At 57.7% G+C, this 16,407-nt stretch carries 15 protein-coding genes and 1 pseudogene; 7 read left to right on the forward strand and 9 right to left on the reverse strand.

Features of this window, described 5'->3' with window-relative positions; all coding sequences use genetic code 11:
• Nucleotides 1–264 precede the first annotated feature (264 nt).
• The 4 genes and pseudogenes from U5A67_RS40760 to U5A67_RS25475 all read right to left on the reverse strand — a co-directional run bounded on the left by U5A67_RS40760 (nucleotide 265) and on the right by U5A67_RS25475 (nucleotide 2,536).
• The gene (locus U5A67_RS40760) at nucleotides 265–753 is read right to left on the reverse strand and encodes a transposase (protein ID WP_415767937.1); all 489 of its coding nucleotides are present in this window, start codon (nucleotides 751–753) and stop codon (nucleotides 265–267) included.
• A 21-nt stretch (nucleotides 754–774) separates the two neighbouring features.
• A pseudogene (locus U5A67_RS40765) lies at nucleotides 775–978 on the reverse strand (hypothetical protein); the annotation flags it as partial.
• Nucleotides 979–1,029: 51 nt separating this feature from the next.
• Complete coding sequence (locus U5A67_RS25470) at nucleotides 1,030–1,254, reverse strand: hypothetical protein (protein ID WP_321816687.1); 225 nt, start codon at nucleotides 1,252–1,254, stop codon at nucleotides 1,030–1,032.
• Between the two features lie 121 nt (nucleotides 1,255–1,375).
• The gene (locus U5A67_RS25475; protein ID WP_321816686.1) at nucleotides 1,376–2,536 is read right to left on the reverse strand and encodes an ATP-binding protein; all 1,161 of its coding nucleotides are present in this window, start codon (nucleotides 2,534–2,536) and stop codon (nucleotides 1,376–1,378) included.
• 853 nt (nucleotides 2,537–3,389) lie between these two features.
• On the opposite strand from U5A67_RS25475, the gene U5A67_RS25480 reads away from it, so the two are divergent.
• The 4 genes from U5A67_RS25480 (at nucleotide 3,390) to bamA (ending at nucleotide 8,504) form a co-directional block, all read left to right on the forward strand.
• Nucleotides 3,390–4,121: a response regulator gene (locus U5A67_RS25480; RefSeq protein WP_321816685.1), complete on the forward strand. Its 732-nt coding sequence runs from the start codon at nucleotides 3,390–3,392 to the stop codon at nucleotides 4,119–4,121.
• Nucleotides 4,105–5,382: an ATP-binding protein gene (locus tag U5A67_RS25485; protein ID WP_321816684.1), complete on the forward strand. Its 1,278-nt coding sequence runs from the start codon at nucleotides 4,105–4,107 to the stop codon at nucleotides 5,380–5,382. Before U5A67_RS25480 ends, U5A67_RS25485 begins: the two co-directional genes overlap by 17 nt.
• A gap of 320 nt (nucleotides 5,383–5,702) precedes the next feature.
• The gene (locus tag U5A67_RS25490; protein ID WP_321816683.1) at nucleotides 5,703–6,095 is read left to right on the forward strand and encodes a hypothetical protein; all 393 of its coding nucleotides are present in this window, start codon (nucleotides 5,703–5,705) and stop codon (nucleotides 6,093–6,095) included.
• Nucleotides 6,096–6,188: 93 nt separating this feature from the next.
• On the forward strand, nucleotides 6,189–8,504 hold the full coding sequence (gene bamA / locus U5A67_RS25495) for an outer membrane protein assembly factor BamA (protein ID WP_321816682.1): 2,316 nt from the start codon (nucleotides 6,189–6,191) through the stop codon (nucleotides 8,502–8,504).
• A 46-nt stretch (nucleotides 8,505–8,550) separates the two neighbouring features.
• Here the strand turns inward: bamA and U5A67_RS25500 are convergent, their stop codons facing one another.
• Complete coding sequence (locus tag U5A67_RS25500) at nucleotides 8,551–10,029, reverse strand: MDR family MFS transporter (protein ID WP_321816681.1); 1,479 nt, start codon at nucleotides 10,027–10,029, stop codon at nucleotides 8,551–8,553.
• Nucleotides 10,030–10,533: 504 nt separating this feature from the next.
• Here U5A67_RS25500 and U5A67_RS25505 point away from each other — a divergent pair.
• Complete coding sequence (locus U5A67_RS25505) at nucleotides 10,534–11,034, forward strand: hypothetical protein (protein WP_321816680.1); 501 nt, start codon at nucleotides 10,534–10,536, stop codon at nucleotides 11,032–11,034.
• Between the two features lie 41 nt (nucleotides 11,035–11,075).
• Here the strand turns inward: U5A67_RS25505 and U5A67_RS25510 are convergent, their stop codons facing one another.
• Complete coding sequence (locus U5A67_RS25510; protein WP_321816679.1) at nucleotides 11,076–11,228, reverse strand: hypothetical protein; 153 nt, start codon at nucleotides 11,226–11,228, stop codon at nucleotides 11,076–11,078.
• A gap of 125 nt (nucleotides 11,229–11,353) precedes the next feature.
• Between U5A67_RS25510 and U5A67_RS25515 the strand changes: the two genes are divergently transcribed.
• Nucleotides 11,354–11,905, forward strand: a complete 552-nt coding sequence (locus U5A67_RS25515) for a transposase (RefSeq protein ID WP_321816678.1) — start codon at nucleotides 11,354–11,356, stop codon at nucleotides 11,903–11,905.
• A 174-nt stretch (nucleotides 11,906–12,079) separates the two neighbouring features.
• On the opposite strand, the gene U5A67_RS25520 is transcribed toward U5A67_RS25515, so the two are convergent.
• The 3 genes from U5A67_RS25520 to U5A67_RS25530 all read right to left on the reverse strand — a co-directional run bounded on the left by U5A67_RS25520 (nucleotide 12,080) and on the right by U5A67_RS25530 (nucleotide 15,380).
• A complete protein-coding gene (locus tag U5A67_RS25520) occupies nucleotides 12,080–13,393 on the reverse strand; it encodes an FAD-binding oxidoreductase (RefSeq protein ID WP_321816677.1) in 1,314 nt (437 codons plus the stop codon).
• A 58-nt stretch (nucleotides 13,394–13,451) separates the two neighbouring features.
• Nucleotides 13,452–14,822 (reverse strand): glutamine synthetase family protein, encoded by a 1,371-nt coding sequence (locus tag U5A67_RS25525; protein WP_321816676.1) that lies wholly within the window; start codon nucleotides 14,820–14,822, stop codon nucleotides 13,452–13,454.
• A 153-nt stretch (nucleotides 14,823–14,975) separates the two neighbouring features.
• On the reverse strand, nucleotides 14,976–15,380 hold the full coding sequence (locus tag U5A67_RS25530; protein ID WP_321816675.1) for a hypothetical protein: 405 nt from the start codon (nucleotides 15,378–15,380) through the stop codon (nucleotides 14,976–14,978).
• On the opposite strand from U5A67_RS25530, the gene U5A67_RS25535 reads away from it, so the two are divergent.
• Nucleotides 15,379–15,849, forward strand: coding sequence for an Lrp/AsnC family transcriptional regulator (locus U5A67_RS25535; RefSeq protein ID WP_321816674.1), 471 nt, complete (start codon nucleotides 15,379–15,381; stop codon nucleotides 15,847–15,849). The two genes, U5A67_RS25530 and U5A67_RS25535, sit on opposite strands and share 2 nt — an antisense overlap.
• The last annotated feature ends 558 nt before the right edge of the window (nucleotides 15,850–16,407 follow it).

Genomic DNA, 16,407 nt, shown 5'->3' on the forward strand with positions numbered 1-16,407 from the left:
GCACTATTGCGGGCAGCTCAAGGCATGATCGCAGCGCGATTGTGTTCAGATCAGTATTCGTTGTCGAAGATCAGAAAGTGGCCAATCAGCGTCTAATGCGGCACCGCCGGCATCGGTAGTTCATTCCCGCTCCGGGCGCACCTCGATTAACTGTCGGGAAATGCGGCTAGGTCCGTTTGCTGAAGTATTGTTTGCGCCACCGGGTCATCTCGGCGCAGCGCCTATTTCTCGTACTCTCTCCGCGAGACGCAAATTCTCGTGGCTCTACGTGATGATTGGATGCGAAGAGACGGCGCAGTCAGACCGTCCAAAGAAGGACGAGCCCATCGATGGTGCTTGTGCACCCGTCGGAATTCGGAATCCCCGTCCCTTAGAGGCTGTCGCAAAACGCATCAGGAGGCAGCCCAATCGCGAGCGGTTGAAGCGCGGAAGCCGGGCGAGAAGTCGAGCGCGTAAGGTCGCGCACTGGAATGCCAATAAAGCCCTTTGCAGGGCCACAGCCCGCGACAGGTTGTGCGCCATGATGTGAAGCGCAAATTCGCGCCTGAGCGCTGCAAGTCCACGGCGACGGAACCGGTTCAATCCCTGTCGCCCGCGCAGGCCACCGAATACCGGCTCAACGATTGCCTTGCGCTGGCTGACGATGCGTCTGGCCTGCGGATGCGGCGTCACCACACGAAGCGCCTCACGTTGCTCATCCTTAGATAGCGTTTGATACGCCGCCCCAGCGCGGCCTTCGTGCAGTTCGCACACAGATGGCAATCACCACAGACGCTAGCACCATACGCGCGATGCTCCGGCGTATTCAGGGTCTTGCTGGTCGTGCAGAACGATGAACCGACCGATATTGGCATGATCGGGAGTAATACCGCCTGTCACCCACATGCACCTCAGATTCAGTCGCTCCAGTTCGCATAGCGAATGCACGCCTTGCATCACGCCGTACAAAATCAATCCCATCATCTGGCGCGGCAAGTACGGCGCGCGTCCGCTGCCCGCATAGCGCCCTTCGAAGGCTAGCCAGTCCTGCTATTCAAGGAGATAGGCCACGACAAAGGGTGCATACTGGTCGGACTGCTTCAGCCAGTCCTCAAGGCGAGTCGCGCCCAGGGCGATCTCGTGCGCGTTGCCCCTGATGAACCGGCGACCTGTGTCCGATGCCCACGGCCGGGGTCTGGCATCCAGCGCCGGCGCCGCACCAAACAGATCGTATTGTTTGCTGTCCAGTGACGCCATCCTGGATGCCGTGCTCATCGTTCTTCTCTTCAGCCATCGAGTCACGAAATTTCACCAGGTTGGGGCTTTCGCGACAGCCTCTTCAGGGCGGGGAAGGATATGCCGATCAAGACGCCGACAATCAAAGTAGCGAAAACAATTAATTTCGCGGTTTGGAGGCAGAACGATGCGACGCTGCACCATCTTTCCACTCAATGAATCGCTGAGTGTGCGTCGCGCGTGTGGCTGCGCCTTGTTCAAGCTGAATACGTGCACTCAAACCGGAAGGGCGACGATTGAAGAGTTGGAGTGTGCCGCTGTGCATGCGTAGAATCTCGTGCGCGATGGCCAGCCCGAGGCCGACGCTGCCCGGTTGTCGGCTACGTGACGGATCGAGCCGTACAAATGGTTCGAGTACGTCGCGCAGCATTGTCTCGGGAATGCCGGGTCCATCGTCGCTGACGTCAATAATGACCATATGTTCGTACAAGGACGCGATTACTACGACTGTCTCGCCATAGCGAATTGCATTATCGATCAGATTCGCAAGCACGCGCTGGATGCCGTCAGGCTGGCAGAGACAACGGAGCTCCCGTGGTACCTCGCAGCGGATCACGGCGCCCATTCCCGCGTAATCTGCGCAGATTGTGGCTATGAGCGAGCTTAGATCGATCCATTGCTTGCGTTCGTCGGTATTGCCGGTATTCAGGTACGTTAAGGTAGAGCCAACAATTGTCAACATCAGATCGACGTCTTTGCAGAGTTTGTCGCGGACGGAGTGAATCTCATTGGTGTCGAGGTGCAGGTGCATTCGCGTGAGCGGTGTGCGCAGGTCATGGTTGACCGCTGCGACCATACGTGTCCGGTTGCTAATCAAACGGGTGATGCGCTCCTGCATCGAGTTAAGCGCATGAGCGGCACTGCGGATTTCCAGCGGACCTTCTTCGATAATTGGCGTAAGCGCGAAGTCGTAGCCGAAGGCTTCGGCCTTGTCCGCCAAGCGGCGAAGTGGGCGCACGACTCTCGACAGGCTCCATGCTGACATCATTAGGATACCGATGCACATCATTAGTAGTGAGCCAAAAAATGGGAGAGTCAGGCGCGGAGGTTCTGGACCAAGTCGCTGTGTGCGGACTTCGAGCTGCGTGATGTCGCTTGCATTCAGGCGCACGATGACCTGAACAGTCTGCGTCTGATCATGCCGGTCACAGGAGTGAACACTGAACGTCGCATCAATATCGCGCAATTCATTGCGCAAAGTACGGTACAACTCTTCGTCATCGAGACTGTTGACAGTACAGCGCGTGGGTTGGGCCGTCATGCGCAGCGAAAATCCTGGCGATTGGAGGCTAATCGCCGTGTTTGCGCGCGCTTGTATAGGCGTTTTCGCTAGGATGCGCGTGACGCTCGCAATGCGGTACGTAGAAGGCCACGGCCACGGTGGCCTGGCTTGCTCGTTCGAATGCCACACCAGCAGAATAAAAATTGTGAAGGTGAACGTTGTCGAGCAGACGACAATGGCGACACTCTGTCCGAGTGTGGAGGAAAGAAAGCGCCGCATCAGAGGATGCGCGATTTGGAAATATTGTCACTGTTGCCGGACGCTGCCAGTCCGTAACCTGCCGAATGTCCCCGATCTTGCGAAAGGGCAACTGCTCCGGCTACATAGGCAGCAGGCGCATTGACCTGTTGGATGAGAATGGTTGTGCGGGCCACTGGAATGACGGTCCTCAAATGGAGTCAGCGGCTTGCATTGTCTAATAGTTAGTCCGCTTCCTGGCACTATATCCTGTGTCAGAATAGATATATTGTGTAATTTTATAAAAATCCGCGAAAAATCTGCTGCACAAGCTAGATAATCACAGCAAGTAGAAATAATATAGTTGTCCTGTCGATGTGTCCCCAAAGTTTAATCGGTCTGATATTTCTGAGAATCTCACAATATTGCAAATGTGTAACTGTGGTAATGCCTCGGGAAGCACAGGATGAATACGATTCGCTACAAAAAATTGCCATCAAAAACCTGAATATGACCCGTAGGAGCGGCAACTCATTCTCGTGAGTCGGTCGCCGTGATTTCCACGATTTGAAAGAAACGGTTAACGTCGATCGCGTTCTCTCACCGAAGATGACGAACCTGCAAGAGTTCCTTGCGCCAACCTGTCGCACTTTGCATGCTACCCACTCCGATCCACATTCTGCTCGTCGATGATGACATTGAGCTTTGCCAGCTTCTCGGCAAATTCTTTCGTCTACGCGCGGCCGAATTCACTGCCGTGCATTCCGCAGTAGATTTATGCCGAACGGTCGCGCGTATCAGTCCCACAATCATCGTCCTCGATCTTATGCTTCCCAAAGTGGATGGTCTCACCGCGCTGAATCACCTGAGGGCTTTGGACAAGATCACTCCAGTCATCATGCTGACCGCTCGTGCTGATGATGTGGATCGCATTGTTGGGCTGGAACTCGGCGCCGATGACTATCTCGGCAAACCATTCGTTGCGAACGAATTACTGGCGCGTATCAATGCTGTTCTGAGGCATCACCGGCAGCAACCTCGCATCGTTGCTCAAAGTGGACCGCTGCGCCGCTTCGGGCGATTCGAACTTGTGCAAGCAACACGCACACTGTTGCGGGATGGGCAGCCAGTCAAGATCGCAGTGCGTGAATTTATGCTGCTCGAGATACTGGTATCGAGGCCGATGGAGTCTCTTAGTCGCGAAGAGATTGTCCATTTACTGGACGGGCCTGACACAGTGGCGAACGAACGCAGCCTCTATGTAGAAATCCTTCGTTTACGACGTATTGTCGAAGCCGATCCGGCGCGTCCGCGTTTCATTCAAACGCTTCGCGGCACGGGCTATGTGTTTGTTCCAGAGAGATCGGACGATGAAGCGTCTGTATAACACGCTCTTTTTGCGGCTTGCAGCGATGACCGTTGGCTTGATTGTCCTGTTGCACGTGACGTTTCTGTTGCTTGTCGATCGCGAACGAGCAACACTGGAAGTGCTGCATATATCGCAGGTCGTCATGACTGCTGCAACAGTGCGCGAGCACGATGCCGCACTTGCGCCCGCCGTCGCACGTGAACTGGGAATCCAATACGTTCCGCGCGACGATCGAAGTCCTGCGCTCTGTGGAGGAAGTTGCAGTAGCAGGCTGTATCCGATCGAAAGCGCTTTGCGCGACCGGTTGCCAACGGGCAGCCGCGTTTGGGCGCGCAACGACGGCAGCATTTCGGTCGACGTGGGTGGCACGGCGTATACGATCGTGGTTCCAAAAGGTATTTTGCCGCCCACCCGCTTCCTGAGCGCGTCGCTGTTGATGCTCGTCTTTGCCGTGGTAAGCGCGCTTGCATTTGCATGGCAACTACAACGCCCGGTACAGGCACTCGCTCGTGCTACGCGTGAATTTCGCGTGCGAGGCGGATTTCGCGATCTGAGCTTGAACGGACCGAACGAGATTCGGGAGCTTACAGCCAGTTTCAACGAGATGGCCAGCGATCTGCTGGAGAGCGAACGCGAACGTGCAATCATGCTCGCCGGACTTGCGCACGATCTGCGGGCACCGATCACGCGTATCCAGGTTCGTGCGGATCTCTCAAGCGACGCTGAAGATCGCGCAGCATTCCTTCGCGATACGTATTCGATGTCGCGTATTGTCGACGAGTTTCTCGACTTCTCCCGCGGTGCGGTAGAACCGTCGTCGCTTGAATCTGTGGACGCAATCTGCCGCCGAGACTATGGCGACGTTAATAAAGAAGCCCTGAGCGCCACCGATACAACGCAGGAACTAGTGCAGCTCGACCTGCAGGCGGGCGACGATTTCCGGCTGCCCATGCTCGAATTGGAGCGCATTGTCATCAATCTCGTACAAAACGCGATGGCATATGGGGCACCTCCGGTCGAAATCATGACGCGCAAGGTGCGTGATGGCTGGCTGCTGCAGATTCGCGATCACGGACAAGGTGTGCCGCAAGACGACCTTGCTTCGATTCAACTGCCCTTTGTCAGGCTCGACCCCGCGCGCGGAGGAAAAGGCAGTTGCGGACTAGGGCTCGCGATCGTTCGGCGCTTGGTACGCGGTCTGGGCGGTTCTCTTTCCATCGCTAACGCGCCAGCCGGCGGACTCGTCGTTTCGATGATCTTCAAGGACAAGGGTTACTAGGCCAGGTCGGATGGCATCCTGATGTAAAGCAAACGCCGGTCGAGGTTCTGACCGGCGTTGTCACAACCGTTGCACGACAACCCTTGGGAACATTGAACGGCTTTGCCGGATCGACAGGTTCTGTAATTGATTTGATAACCGTCTCTTTCCGTTCGTGGCAATGACACACTACGCAATCTGCCCTGGTGTGTGACATAGGCCGTCTTATTACTTTTTACTACGTTCTGGTTCGACAGGTTACGTAATACATCGCGAATTACGTCGGCAGAGCTGGCGACTACACTGCGCAGCTGGTTCTAGCACGTAAGACAAAGCTATTTATGTCCACGACATTTGCGATCGACTCTGTATCCGGGTTCGAACTGACTGCGGACGGACAGTACCTTCTGGTCAGCGGCAATCATCCTGACCGCGTTGCTGTGCACTGTTCCGTCATGCATGAAATGCTCGCCGCACTTTCTAGCGCGATCGGCAGGTCTGCCTGCATCCGCCAGGGCAATCGGAGCATCAAGTTCGCGATGCCGTGCGAGGCCTGGGAAATTGGACGCGCAAAGGGCGCGGCGCAAGACCTCGTCATGAGCTTTCGCCTTCCAGGCGGCGCAGAACTGGCGTTTCGACTTCTCCCCGCGCAGGCCGCACATATGACCGAAGGACTCTCAATTGCGACCGGTCTGACTGTGCCACAACGTCCCCCCTCGGCGCGAGTGCAATAGCGACAGCTGCCCCGTCTGTGCTGTTGCGACCGCTGCTATTTCATACTTCTGCCGCATCGCGGCGCTTTCCCATGGCTAACGCCTGACCTCTGCATGACAGTTCTTTCCAGCAAGCATTGTTTGCGCGCTTTGACGCTCGCTTGTGGCGCTAGCGTCACAGCTGCAAGTGCCTACGCCAATGAGCCTTTCGTCGTAAAAGATATCCGCATTGACGGGTTGGCGCGTATCGAGGCCGGAACGGTCTTCGCCTACCTGCCGATCAAGCAGGGCGACACGTTCACCGACGATCAGGCATCCAACGCAATCCGGGTGCTTTACGCAACCGGATTTTTCAGCGATGTGCGCGTCTCTGCCGATAGTGGTGGAACCGTCGTGGTGCGAGTACAGGAACGCCCAGCAATCGGGACGATCGATTTCGCGGGCATTCACGAATTTGACAAGGACAATCTCACCAAGGCGCTTAAGGCAGTGGGACTTTCAGCTGGGCGCAACTACGACAAGGCGCTGATTGACAAGGCTGAGCAGGAACTCAAACGGCAATATCTCACGCGAGGCTTCTATGCTGCGGAAGTAACGACGACCGTGACGCCTATTGACCGTAGCCGCGTAGGTTTGCTGTTTTCCGTGGTAGAAGGCCCGAGCGCGAAAATCCAGCAGATAAACTTTATCGGTAATCACGTGTTTCCTGAGAATATGCTGCGCGATGAAATGCAGCTTTCGACGCCGAACTGGTTCTCCTGGTACACGAAGAACGATCTATACAGCAAAGAGAAACTCACCGGCGATTTGGAGAATGTTCGCTCGTATTATCTTGATCGCGGCTATCTGGAATTCAATATCGACACGACTCAGGTTTCGCTGTCGCCCGACCGGAAGGACATGTATCTGACCGTGTCCATTCACGAGGGTGAACCGTACACGATCTCTAGCGTGCAACTTTCGGGCAATCTTCTTGATCGGGAGGCGGAACTGAAAAAGCTTGTCGGCCTGAAGAAGGGACAACTTTTTTCAGCACAAAAGCTCAAGGACACGACGCGTGCGATCGTTGACCGCCTTGGCGAATATGGTTACGCCTTTGCAACGGTCAACGCCGAGCCGCAGATTGATCAAGTGCATCATACCGTAGCGTTAGCGCTCCAAGTCGCACCCGGAAGGCGCGTATATGTCCGTCGCGTCAATATCGTTGGTAATACTCGCACGCGCGACGAAGTCGTGCGTCGTGAAATGCGTCAGTTGGAAGGCGCGTGGTTCGATTCGAACCGCCTCTCGCTGTCAAAGGATCGTGTGAACCGGCTAGGCTATTTCACCAATGTCGAGGTGGACACCGTGCCAGTAGAAGGCACGCAGGATCAAGTCGACGTAAATGTGGCTGTGACCGAAAAGCCGACCGGCACGATTTCGCTCGGCGTGGGTTACGGTTCGAGCGAAGGCCCGACTATTTCGGCTGGTATTTCTCAGGATAACGTGTTTGGGTCCGGGAAGAGTCTTTCCCTGAATGTGAACACTGGGTCAACTTCGCGTACGCTTTCAGTGACCCAGACTGATCCGTATTTCACCATTGACGGCATCAAGCGCATCACCGACGTGTATTATCGGACCTCGGAGCCACTTTATTATTCGAGCACCAACGATACGAGCTTTCGTATCGTTTCGTATGGTGCGGACATGAAATTTGGCATTCCCTTTTCTGAATCCGATATGGTGTATTTCGGTATCGGTCTGGAGCAGGACCGGCTGGATGTCGACGACAACACACCGCAAACCTATAAAGACTACGTGTCCGAATTCGGACGGGTGTCGAACGTCGCGCCGCTCACGGTGGGGTGGTCTCGCGACAATCGTGACAGTGCACTGGTTCCGAGCCGCGGATACTACGCTCAGGCAAACGCGGAATATGGCACGCCTGTTGGCCTGCAATATTATAAAGCCGACGTGCAGATGCAATACTACTATTCGTTTGCGCGCGGATTCGTGCTGGGCCTGAACTTTCAAGGTGGATATGGAAATGGTTTGGGCGGCAAGGCCTATCCGATCTTCAAGAACTACTATGCGGGCGGTATCGGCTCCGTTCGCGGCTACGAATCGGGCTCGCTCGGGCCGCGCGATTCGAGCACCAATGATCCGATTGGTGGCTCCAAAATGGTGGTCGGCAATGTTGAGTTGACGTTTCCGCTGCCCGGCACTGGCTACGACCGCACGCTGCGCGTGTTCACATTTGTCGACGGCGGCAACGTCTGGGGCACCGAAGGCAACAGCACTGGCGCGAACGGGCTGCGCTACAGCTATGGTGTCGGTCTGGAATGGATTTCGCCAATCGGCCCGCTCAAGCTTGACCTAGGCTTTCCCATCGTCAAGCACGACGGCGATCAGTATCAGAAGTTCCAGTTCCAGATCGGTACGTCATTCTAAGCGATTGGGAACCGGCATTTTCACGACCACGAGCGCGCGTTCGCGCTCAGTCGTGTGCTATCTGGGCAGGCATCCTGGAAAGCTGCAATACAATCAGGAAGCCTATAAACATGACGACGCCACCCGCCACGAGGCTTGCGCCGATCGCGGCGCGATAGACTTCAACGATCAAGGCCTGCTGCAGGTGAGGCAAGGCTGTGATCGCGCTGAGACCGTTATCGAGAAAAGCACGAACATTGAACTTTGAGTCCAATGTAGCTAACTTCGAGTTCAGCACAAAGATCATGACAGCGCCCGATACGGCTGCACCTAGTGAGCCGCCCAGCGAGCGCACGAACGACATTGTAGCGGTCGCGGATCCGCGGACCGTGTCGCTTACTGAGTTTTGCACAATGACGGTTGCGGTGGACATGCCCATGCCCATTCCCGATCCGAGTATGCCCATAGTCAGTAGAAAGGAGCCGACGCCGGCTCCTCGATGAGCGAAGAGGGCGAGCAATACTAGCCCCGCACACTCAAGGCCCACGCCGATCACGAGAATCGCGTTGAGCCGCCGTCGACTACTTGCAAAACGACCACCGATAATCGATGTGAGCATCATCATGGCGACTTGTGGAAGTGTCATTGCTCCACTCTGTGTTGGGGTTTCGCCAAGCACGAGCTGGTAATAGAGCGGCATGAAAACGAGCGACCCCATCATCGCGAACGACATTATGCCGGACGCCGAAACGCAGGCAGCGTACGGCACGATGCGGAAGAGCTTTAGATCGATGACGGGCTGGCGTGCGCGACGTTCGACGAAGAAAAGCAGAGCGAATGCGCAGGTGGCGCCCACGGCAAGCAACGTGCGGGTAAGCGGGCTTCCAAGGGCGGCGATATCCGCTGCATTGAATAGTAGCAGTAGCGCAGAAGTTCCCGCAGTGATAAGTGCTGCGCCAGCGTAATCGACGGCGGCAACGCTGGCGCGCGCCGTGCGCGGCAACGCGCCGAGCACGAGTAGAAGTGAGGCGATACCCAGCGGCAGATTCATCAGAAAGATCCAACGCCACGACAGATGTGTCGTAATCGCGCCCCCGAGCAACGGACCGGCCACACTGCTGATGGCGAACGTACCGGTAAAAAACCCCTGAAAACGTGGCCTTTCACGCGCGGGTATGATGCTGGCGACGAGCGTCTGCGAAAGAGTCATGAGTCCACCTGCGCCGAGCCCCTGTAAGCCGCGAGCGAGCACGAGTGCAATCATTGAGTTAGCGACGCCACAAAGCAGTGAAGCACCAATGAAGATCACGACACTCAGCGCAAAAAAGGGTTTGCGCCCGTACAGGTCCGATAGTTTGCCCAGCAGCGGCGCACTTACCGTCGATGTCAGCATGAAGGCTGTGACGACCCACGTTAGATGGTCGAGTCCGCCCAACTCGGTCGTGATGACGGGCAACGCGGTAGCAACGATGCTCTGATCGAGGGCGCCAAGAAACATAGCGAGCAACAGACCAATGAAGACGCGCCGACGGCGGGCCAAAGCCATTGGCGGTGTTTCGTCAGGGGAGCTCTTGCTCGGCTGGTGGGAATCTAGCGATTGTGACGACATCGACATGAGACAGATGGAGTGAAACTGCGACTTTAGCGCAAGCTTTGCGGTGCATGGCGTCCTGTCTTTGCATCGTTCATGCCTGGCCAAAAATGGAGCAACAGAATTTGAATCGGGTAAGAAAGGGAAAGAATAAAGTTGCCGTTTTGGCACGCGATGTGCGGCAAATTCGGCGACGTTTGCACCAGACGAACGTTGCCTGACAACCTATTTTCTTAAAGGACGATTCAATGACTCGAGTAACCGCAGCAATTGGACTCATACTCTCCATGATTTCTCTCCAGATGAATGCCTTCGCGCAGGACGCGCCGCCGCACGACACTCCTCCGCCTCCCCATCATCATCGTCATCATCATCCGCCACCGCCTCCGCCGCCCTACGACTAAGTGGCTCAATGCGCAAAGGCTCGCGTTAGCGCGAGCCCGTGCAAAGGAGAAATTTTTGATTTATCTCAATAGAGGAGCTATCGTGCGACCTTTAACTCTTTTCGTCCTTGTCTTTGTCACGCTATTTTCTGGATGTGCGGCTTATCGTACGCACGAAGCACGCACGAATACGGGAAATCTGATCGGCTCTAATGTTCTCGATCTCGTAGCCGCGGTTGGTATTCCCGACAAAACCATGAAGCTCGTGGACGCCAATTCTCCAACCGACCGCATGGTCATGCAGTGGAATTTTTCCAATTCGGATTCAGCATTCGAAATGAATGTGATCTTGCTTGATCTGAAACTAGGCGGTGCCGGTAAATGCAGTATGACGGCTACCGTGGATCGCTGGGGCGGCAGGGTACTGTCCGTCAATTTCCCGCAGGCGCATTCCGACAGCATCAATTCCGATTACAGTGCCTGCGAGCCGCTAGTCGCCGAAGCTCTGTCACACCTAGGACATACACCGATCGATCCGCGCTTCGATTCTTTTAAGCTGGTGGGGGCGGCAAAATGAGCGCTGCGGAGTGGCGGAAAAAGAGTGGATAAAGGTGCGATTCAATGCGAACTCCTGCCGCAAAGGCCTCGGTCGTGGGCCAGACTCACCTGGTTGGCGGTATAAACATTGACGTCATTACCACCCATGCCCATGGAAATTTGGATATCGGCCTTGAGTGTTGAATAGGCCGCCTGCAGAGTGAATTCATCCACTAAGGCCTTCGGCCATGCGCGGTCTTTCCCGAGACCAGGCGGCTGTCGTTTAAACGCAAACGGTATTCGGCAGAGCAGATCGAGATCTGACGATCACGCGCAAAAACGGCCAATAGTTTGAGTCAATGATGCTGCGGGTAGCATCTGCGCGCACACGCAATGGCGATGCTCATCGGGGTGTCGATTTCGGCGTCAACGACCGGACCACGTTTGACAATGGCGAGACGATCGCCAATCCCCGATTCGTGCGCAACGGACTGCCGCGCATGGTGCAGTTGCAGCGTCAGCAGGCGCGCAAGAAGCGCGGCTCTGTTCGCCACAGGCGGCTGGGAAAACAGGTCGCGAGGGTGCACGAGCGCATCGGCACTCTTCGGCGTGAGTTTCTGCACAAGGTAACGTCGCAGCTGGTTGCGTCGTGCGTCATCATCGCAATGGAAGAACTGGGCACACAGAATATGATCCGCTCGGCCAGGGGGACGCTGGAGAAACACGGTCGTCGGGTCAAACAAGAGGCCGGACTGATCGCGTGCACGTGTGCCCGCACTGCGGACACACGGCACAACGCGAACAAGCGCAGCGTCGGTCGTCCTGATCGATGCGCATACGCCAGGAGCTGGCGTGGCGGCGAGACCGAAACCGCTGGCCGGCGCTCAAGCACGCCCCGTCAAAGTCTGTGACCCGCGAAACCCCCACTACGGCGTCGCACGTGTAGCGGCGTTAGAGTTCGTAAGCTGTGCGCAGGTGCGCAGCAGTTGTTCACGAGCACAGGTTGTGCACCTGCGTCCATTGGGAGGTAAAAAGCGGGTCGCTGAGGCCTCACGTGCGGCCGTTCTAGCTCTTGAGCGAAGCCGCTAGCGTAGACGTTCGAGCATCTGGTAGTACCACATTCCGGCTGCGAGTAGAGGATTGCCAATCAGGTCGCCCATCGGCACACGGATATGGCGGCACGCAGCAAAGGTGTCGAAATGCCCAAGCGTGCCAGTGATCGCCTCGGCCATGATTTCACCCATGATGTGGCTCGTGGCGACGCCGTGCCCCGAATAGCCTTGGCAGTACCAGACATTGTCCGAAAGCTTGCCGAGCTGCGGAATGCGGTTGACGACGATACCCATCGCACACGTCCACTGGTAATCGATGCGCACGCCCTTGAGTTTCGGGAAGGTCTTCTCGATGCAGGGCAGCAATTCGGCGGTGACATCGCGCGAGCTGTGTCCCGAGTAATTTGCGCCGCCGCCAAATAGCAGCCGCCCATCGGCCGTGGGCCGGTAGTAGTCGAGCACGAAGCGGCAGTCGTACACGGCAAGCTGGTGTGGATTGATCTGCTGTGCGAGTTCGCCGAGCGGCTCCGTCGCCACCAGCCCGCCCATGGCCGGAAAGATCTTGCCGCTCAGTTGCGTGCGAGCGAGCCGGTGATAGACGTCGCCTGCGAGCAGCACCTGGTTGGCCCGGATGCGTCCTTTCGTCGTGACGATCGTGGGCGTCGGACCGTGAACGATGTCGATGACTTCGGAATGCTCAAAAAACGCGGCGCCCAGCCCGTGTGCGGCGTGCGCCTCGCCTATGCACAAGTTCAGCGGATGGACATGCATGTTGCGCAAGTTCTTGAGCGCGCCACTATAGAGGTGCGAATCCAGATGCCGCCGCACAGCGGCTCGATCGAGCAATTCGACTTCGGCACCCATGCCGCGGCGCTGAGCTTCCTCGTAACTCGCTTCGAGTTCGCGCAGATGCGACGGCTTCATGGCCGCGTGCAGATGGCCGTCACGCAGATCGCAGTCGATGCCGTAACGCGCCACGCGTGCGCGAATGATGTCGTGGCCACGCCAGCGCAGCCACCAGATGAAATCGTCAACGTCGTTGCCAAGCGTCGCGCGCATCTGCTTGCGCATGGCTGCGTCGCCGGAGAGGCTGCCGGTGATCTGGCCGCCGTTGCGCCCGCTCGCGCCCCAGCCGATCTTGTGCGTTTCGACAAGCGCGACGGAGAGGCCGCGTTCGGCCAGTTCTAGCGCCGTGGCAACCCCTGTAAAGCCGCCGCCGATGATAGCGACATCGGCACGATGCTCGCCTTCGAGAGTCGGGTAATCAGTTTCAATACCAATGGTCGCCGTGTAATAAGACGGTTCGCGCTCAGGCGCGGCCCGCTGAAGGGGTATTGCTGCGTTCATAAGTAATCCTGTTCAAAAGCAAGTGTGCTGGCTGATGCGGCTGTTCGGAAGCGATGCATCAGGCTTGATGCAGATACCAGCGCCAGTCTTGCTCGCCCACTTCACCCATGAATTGGCGGTATTCAGCGCGCTTGACCGCGAGGAATACCTTCAGGAAACCCGCTCCGAACACATCGCGCGCCCACGCTGAGCGCTCGAGCGCATCCAGCGCGCTCAGCCAGTCGGTTGGCAGGTACGAACTTGCCTGCGCATAGCCGTTGCCTTCAATCGGTGCGCCGGGGTCGAGCTTTTCACGTACGCCATAGTGCGACGCGGCGAGAATTGCAGCCGCGGCGAGATACGGGTTCGCGTCGGCGCCGCATACGCGATGCTCGACGTGCCGACTGGCCGCCGGCCCGCCCGGAACGCGCAGGCTCACCGTGCGATTGTCGACGCCCCACGTGGGCGTAAACGGCGCGTAGCTGTTCGCCTGAAACCGGCGATACGAGTTGGCGTTCGGGCAGAACATCAGCATCGAATCGAGCAGGCCGTGCAGCATGCCGCCAACCGCCTGGCGCAGCATCGGCGTACCGGCCTTGTCCTCGGACGCAAAGAGATTTTCGCCGCGCGCGTTGGCGAGGCTCACGTGCATGTGCATTCCCGAACCAGCGATATCGGCGAATGGCTTGGCCATGAAGCATGCACTCATGCCGTGCGCGTTCGCCACGCCCTTGACGATTCGCTTATAGCGCACGGCGTGGTCCATCGCTTCGAGCGCGGGGCCGTGTTCAAGCGTGATTTCGACCTGGCCCGGCGCATATTCAGAGATGGCTGTGCGCACCGGAATGCCTTGGTCGCGGCACGCGTCGTAGAGGTCTTTGAGGAAGGGCTCGATCTGCTCGAGTTCGCGCAAGCCATAGACTTGGGTCGTGCGCGGACGGCGACCGTCGGTGTCGAGCGCGGGCTGCGGGCGTCCCTGCGCGTCCGGCCGCGCGTCAAGCAGATAGAACTCTAGCTCGCACGCCATCACGGGATAAAGGCCGTCGGACTGAAGTTGATCAACGACGCGCGCGAGCAACTGGCGCGGGTCGGCGACGCCTGCGGGCAGGCCTTGCTGGGGATGCATCTGCACCTGCACGGCGGCGGTGGGCAACTTGCGCCACGGCAGTCGCACGAGGCTGCCGGGCAACGGATAGGCACGGCAGTCGATATCGCCGACGTCCCAGACGAGGCCGCTGTCTTCCGTGTCGTCGCCGTTGATCGTGAGGTTCATGATGGCGCTCGGCAGCGGCCGGCCATCGCGATAGACGGCGAGCAGCTCGTCGCGATGCAGCAGTTTGCCGCGCGGAACGCCCGCAGCATCGACGATAAAGAGCTCGAACAGCTCTATTTCGGGATGGCGGGCAAGAAAGTCGAGAGCTTCTTGTTCGGGGGCGAAAGTCGTGATCATAGCGGTCTCATTGCGCGCCGCCGGTGAGTGCGGAGTGCGCGCGTGCATGACCCTCCGCGTAGTGCGGACGGGCCGAAGGTGTCGGTCGGTACTTGCGCGTGAGCGCAAAAACGAGAGGAAATGCGTCAGACGACGCGAATCGGTATCAGCCGATCAAGCGTGCGCGAGGGCCGGAGGGCGCGCGTGGCGGCAATGAAACTGCGCCCAGAACGCGAGGATCACATTCAACAGCGGATTGAGACGTGCCGCCACTGCGCGCGCACACAGGCTCGCCGGATCGGGCAAGCAGCGGGTACGGAAAGGGCGCTGGGCGGTGGGCATGGTGTCTCGTGATTCTTCGTAGCTTGACGTTGTCTGGTGGCGGGCTGAAGCTGCGCCTTGCGCAAAATAAGGTGCCAGATTTTGCGCGATGCCTGCCAATTGGCAGCTTACATCGGCGCGTAGGCTTCTCTTAACGCGGTCGGTTTGCGCATTCAATCTACCAAGGAAGTTTTGGGTTTGCAATGCGTTAAAATTCCAGGCTGATTCTGCGCACCCCTTCGCAAAGACAACAACCATGCCGAATTCCGTCCTCGATACCCTCGATTACCAGATTGTCCGTGAGCTGCAGGAAGACGGGCGGCGCGCGTTCCGCGAAATCGCGCGCAACGTCAATGTGCCCGAAGCAACGGTGCGCACCCGCGTCAAGCGCCTCCAGGACCTAGGCATCCTGCAGATCCTCGCCTTCACCAACCCGTCGAAGCTCGGCCAGGCGAAGCTTGCGCTGCTGTTCGTCGAAGTCGACCCACAGGATCACGACCGCACCGTCGATAACCTGGGTCGTTGGTCCGAGGTGAGCTATCTGTCGACGATCCTCGGCGGCGCCGATCTGTGCGTCCAGGTGCTGTGCCGCGACGACGAAGGACTGTTCGCGCTCCAGCAGCGTATCCGCGCGCTACCGGGCGTGCGCGAAGTGCGCATGATGCACGAGGTCAAGGTTCACAAGATCCGCTTCACGCTGCCGCCAGCCGAGGCTGAAACCGAGTGATGCAGGGGCGCGCTTGCGTCGCCCGAACCGCGGAACATCCCTTCGCATTCACTGTTGCGTAAAAAATACGTGCTTGTCTTGCGCGTTGCGTCACCCCGAGTGCCCCGAACTGGCGCATTCCAACTAGCTCAACCGTTCTTTCTCCCTCTGCTCTTCCTCCCGGCCGACGCGCTGCAAACCGCGTCGCGTCGCGTTTGCTCGCGTCTACATGCGCGCTTCCCACTTCCGTAGCGACGATATCAGCGAATCTGCGCGAACTCGGTGCATTACGCACAACGTCTGCGCATATGTATTTTTTAAGGTCTATAAAATACGCAATGCGCAGTTATTAGGGTTAAAAAGTATACACATGCGCAATTTGGTCGCTTAGGATTTGCTCATCGCGTGCTAGCCGCCGTTCAACCCCGACACGAGAGAGAATCCATGCAAACTACGTATTCGAGCCGAGCCCCAGCGTGCGGCCGCTGCATTGATGGTACGCGTACGGGACGGCGCAACCTGGCCGCCCTCCTGCCCCAGAACGCCCATGCCGTGCGGAGCGCAACGCAAACGGGAGCG

Source organism: Paraburkholderia sp. J69-1, assembly GCF_905220255.1.
Classification (GTDB): domain Bacteria; phylum Pseudomonadota; class Gammaproteobacteria; order Burkholderiales; family Burkholderiaceae; genus Paraburkholderia.

Bases quoted from the DNA above. Each gene is read 5' to 3' on its own strand.
- U5A67_RS25470 (WP_321816687.1), bottom strand. From the start codon at position 1,254: ATGAGCACGGCATCCAGGATGGCGTCACTGGACAGCAAACAATACGAT.
- U5A67_RS25475 (WP_321816686.1), bottom strand. From the start codon at position 2,536: ATGACGGCCCAACCCACGCGCTGTACTGTCAACAGTCTCGATGACGAA.
- U5A67_RS25480 (WP_321816685.1), top strand. From the start codon at position 3,390: ATGCTACCCACTCCGATCCACATTCTGCTCGTCGATGATGACATTGAG.
- U5A67_RS25485 (WP_321816684.1), top strand. From the start codon at position 4,105: ATGAAGCGTCTGTATAACACGCTCTTTTTGCGGCTTGCAGCGATGACC.
- U5A67_RS25490 (WP_321816683.1), top strand. From the start codon at position 5,703: ATGTCCACGACATTTGCGATCGACTCTGTATCCGGGTTCGAACTGACT.
- bamA (WP_321816682.1), top strand. From the start codon at position 6,189: ATGACAGTTCTTTCCAGCAAGCATTGTTTGCGCGCTTTGACGCTCGCT.
- U5A67_RS25500 (WP_321816681.1), bottom strand. From the start codon at position 10,029: ATGGCTTTGGCCCGCCGTCGGCGCGTCTTCATTGGTCTGTTGCTCGCT.
- U5A67_RS25515 (WP_321816678.1), top strand. From the start codon at position 11,354: ATGATGCTGCGGGTAGCATCTGCGCGCACACGCAATGGCGATGCTCAT.
- U5A67_RS25520 (WP_321816677.1), bottom strand. From the start codon at position 13,393: ATGAACGCAGCAATACCCCTTCAGCGGGCCGCGCCTGAGCGCGAACCG.
- U5A67_RS25525 (WP_321816676.1), bottom strand. From the start codon at position 14,822: ATGATCACGACTTTCGCCCCCGAACAAGAAGCTCTCGACTTTCTTGCC.
- U5A67_RS25535 (WP_321816674.1), top strand. From the start codon at position 15,379: ATGCCGAATTCCGTCCTCGATACCCTCGATTACCAGATTGTCCGTGAG.
- U5A67_RS25530 (WP_321816675.1), bottom strand. From the start codon at position 15,380: ATGGTTGTTGTCTTTGCGAAGGGGTGCGCAGAATCAGCCTGGAATTTT.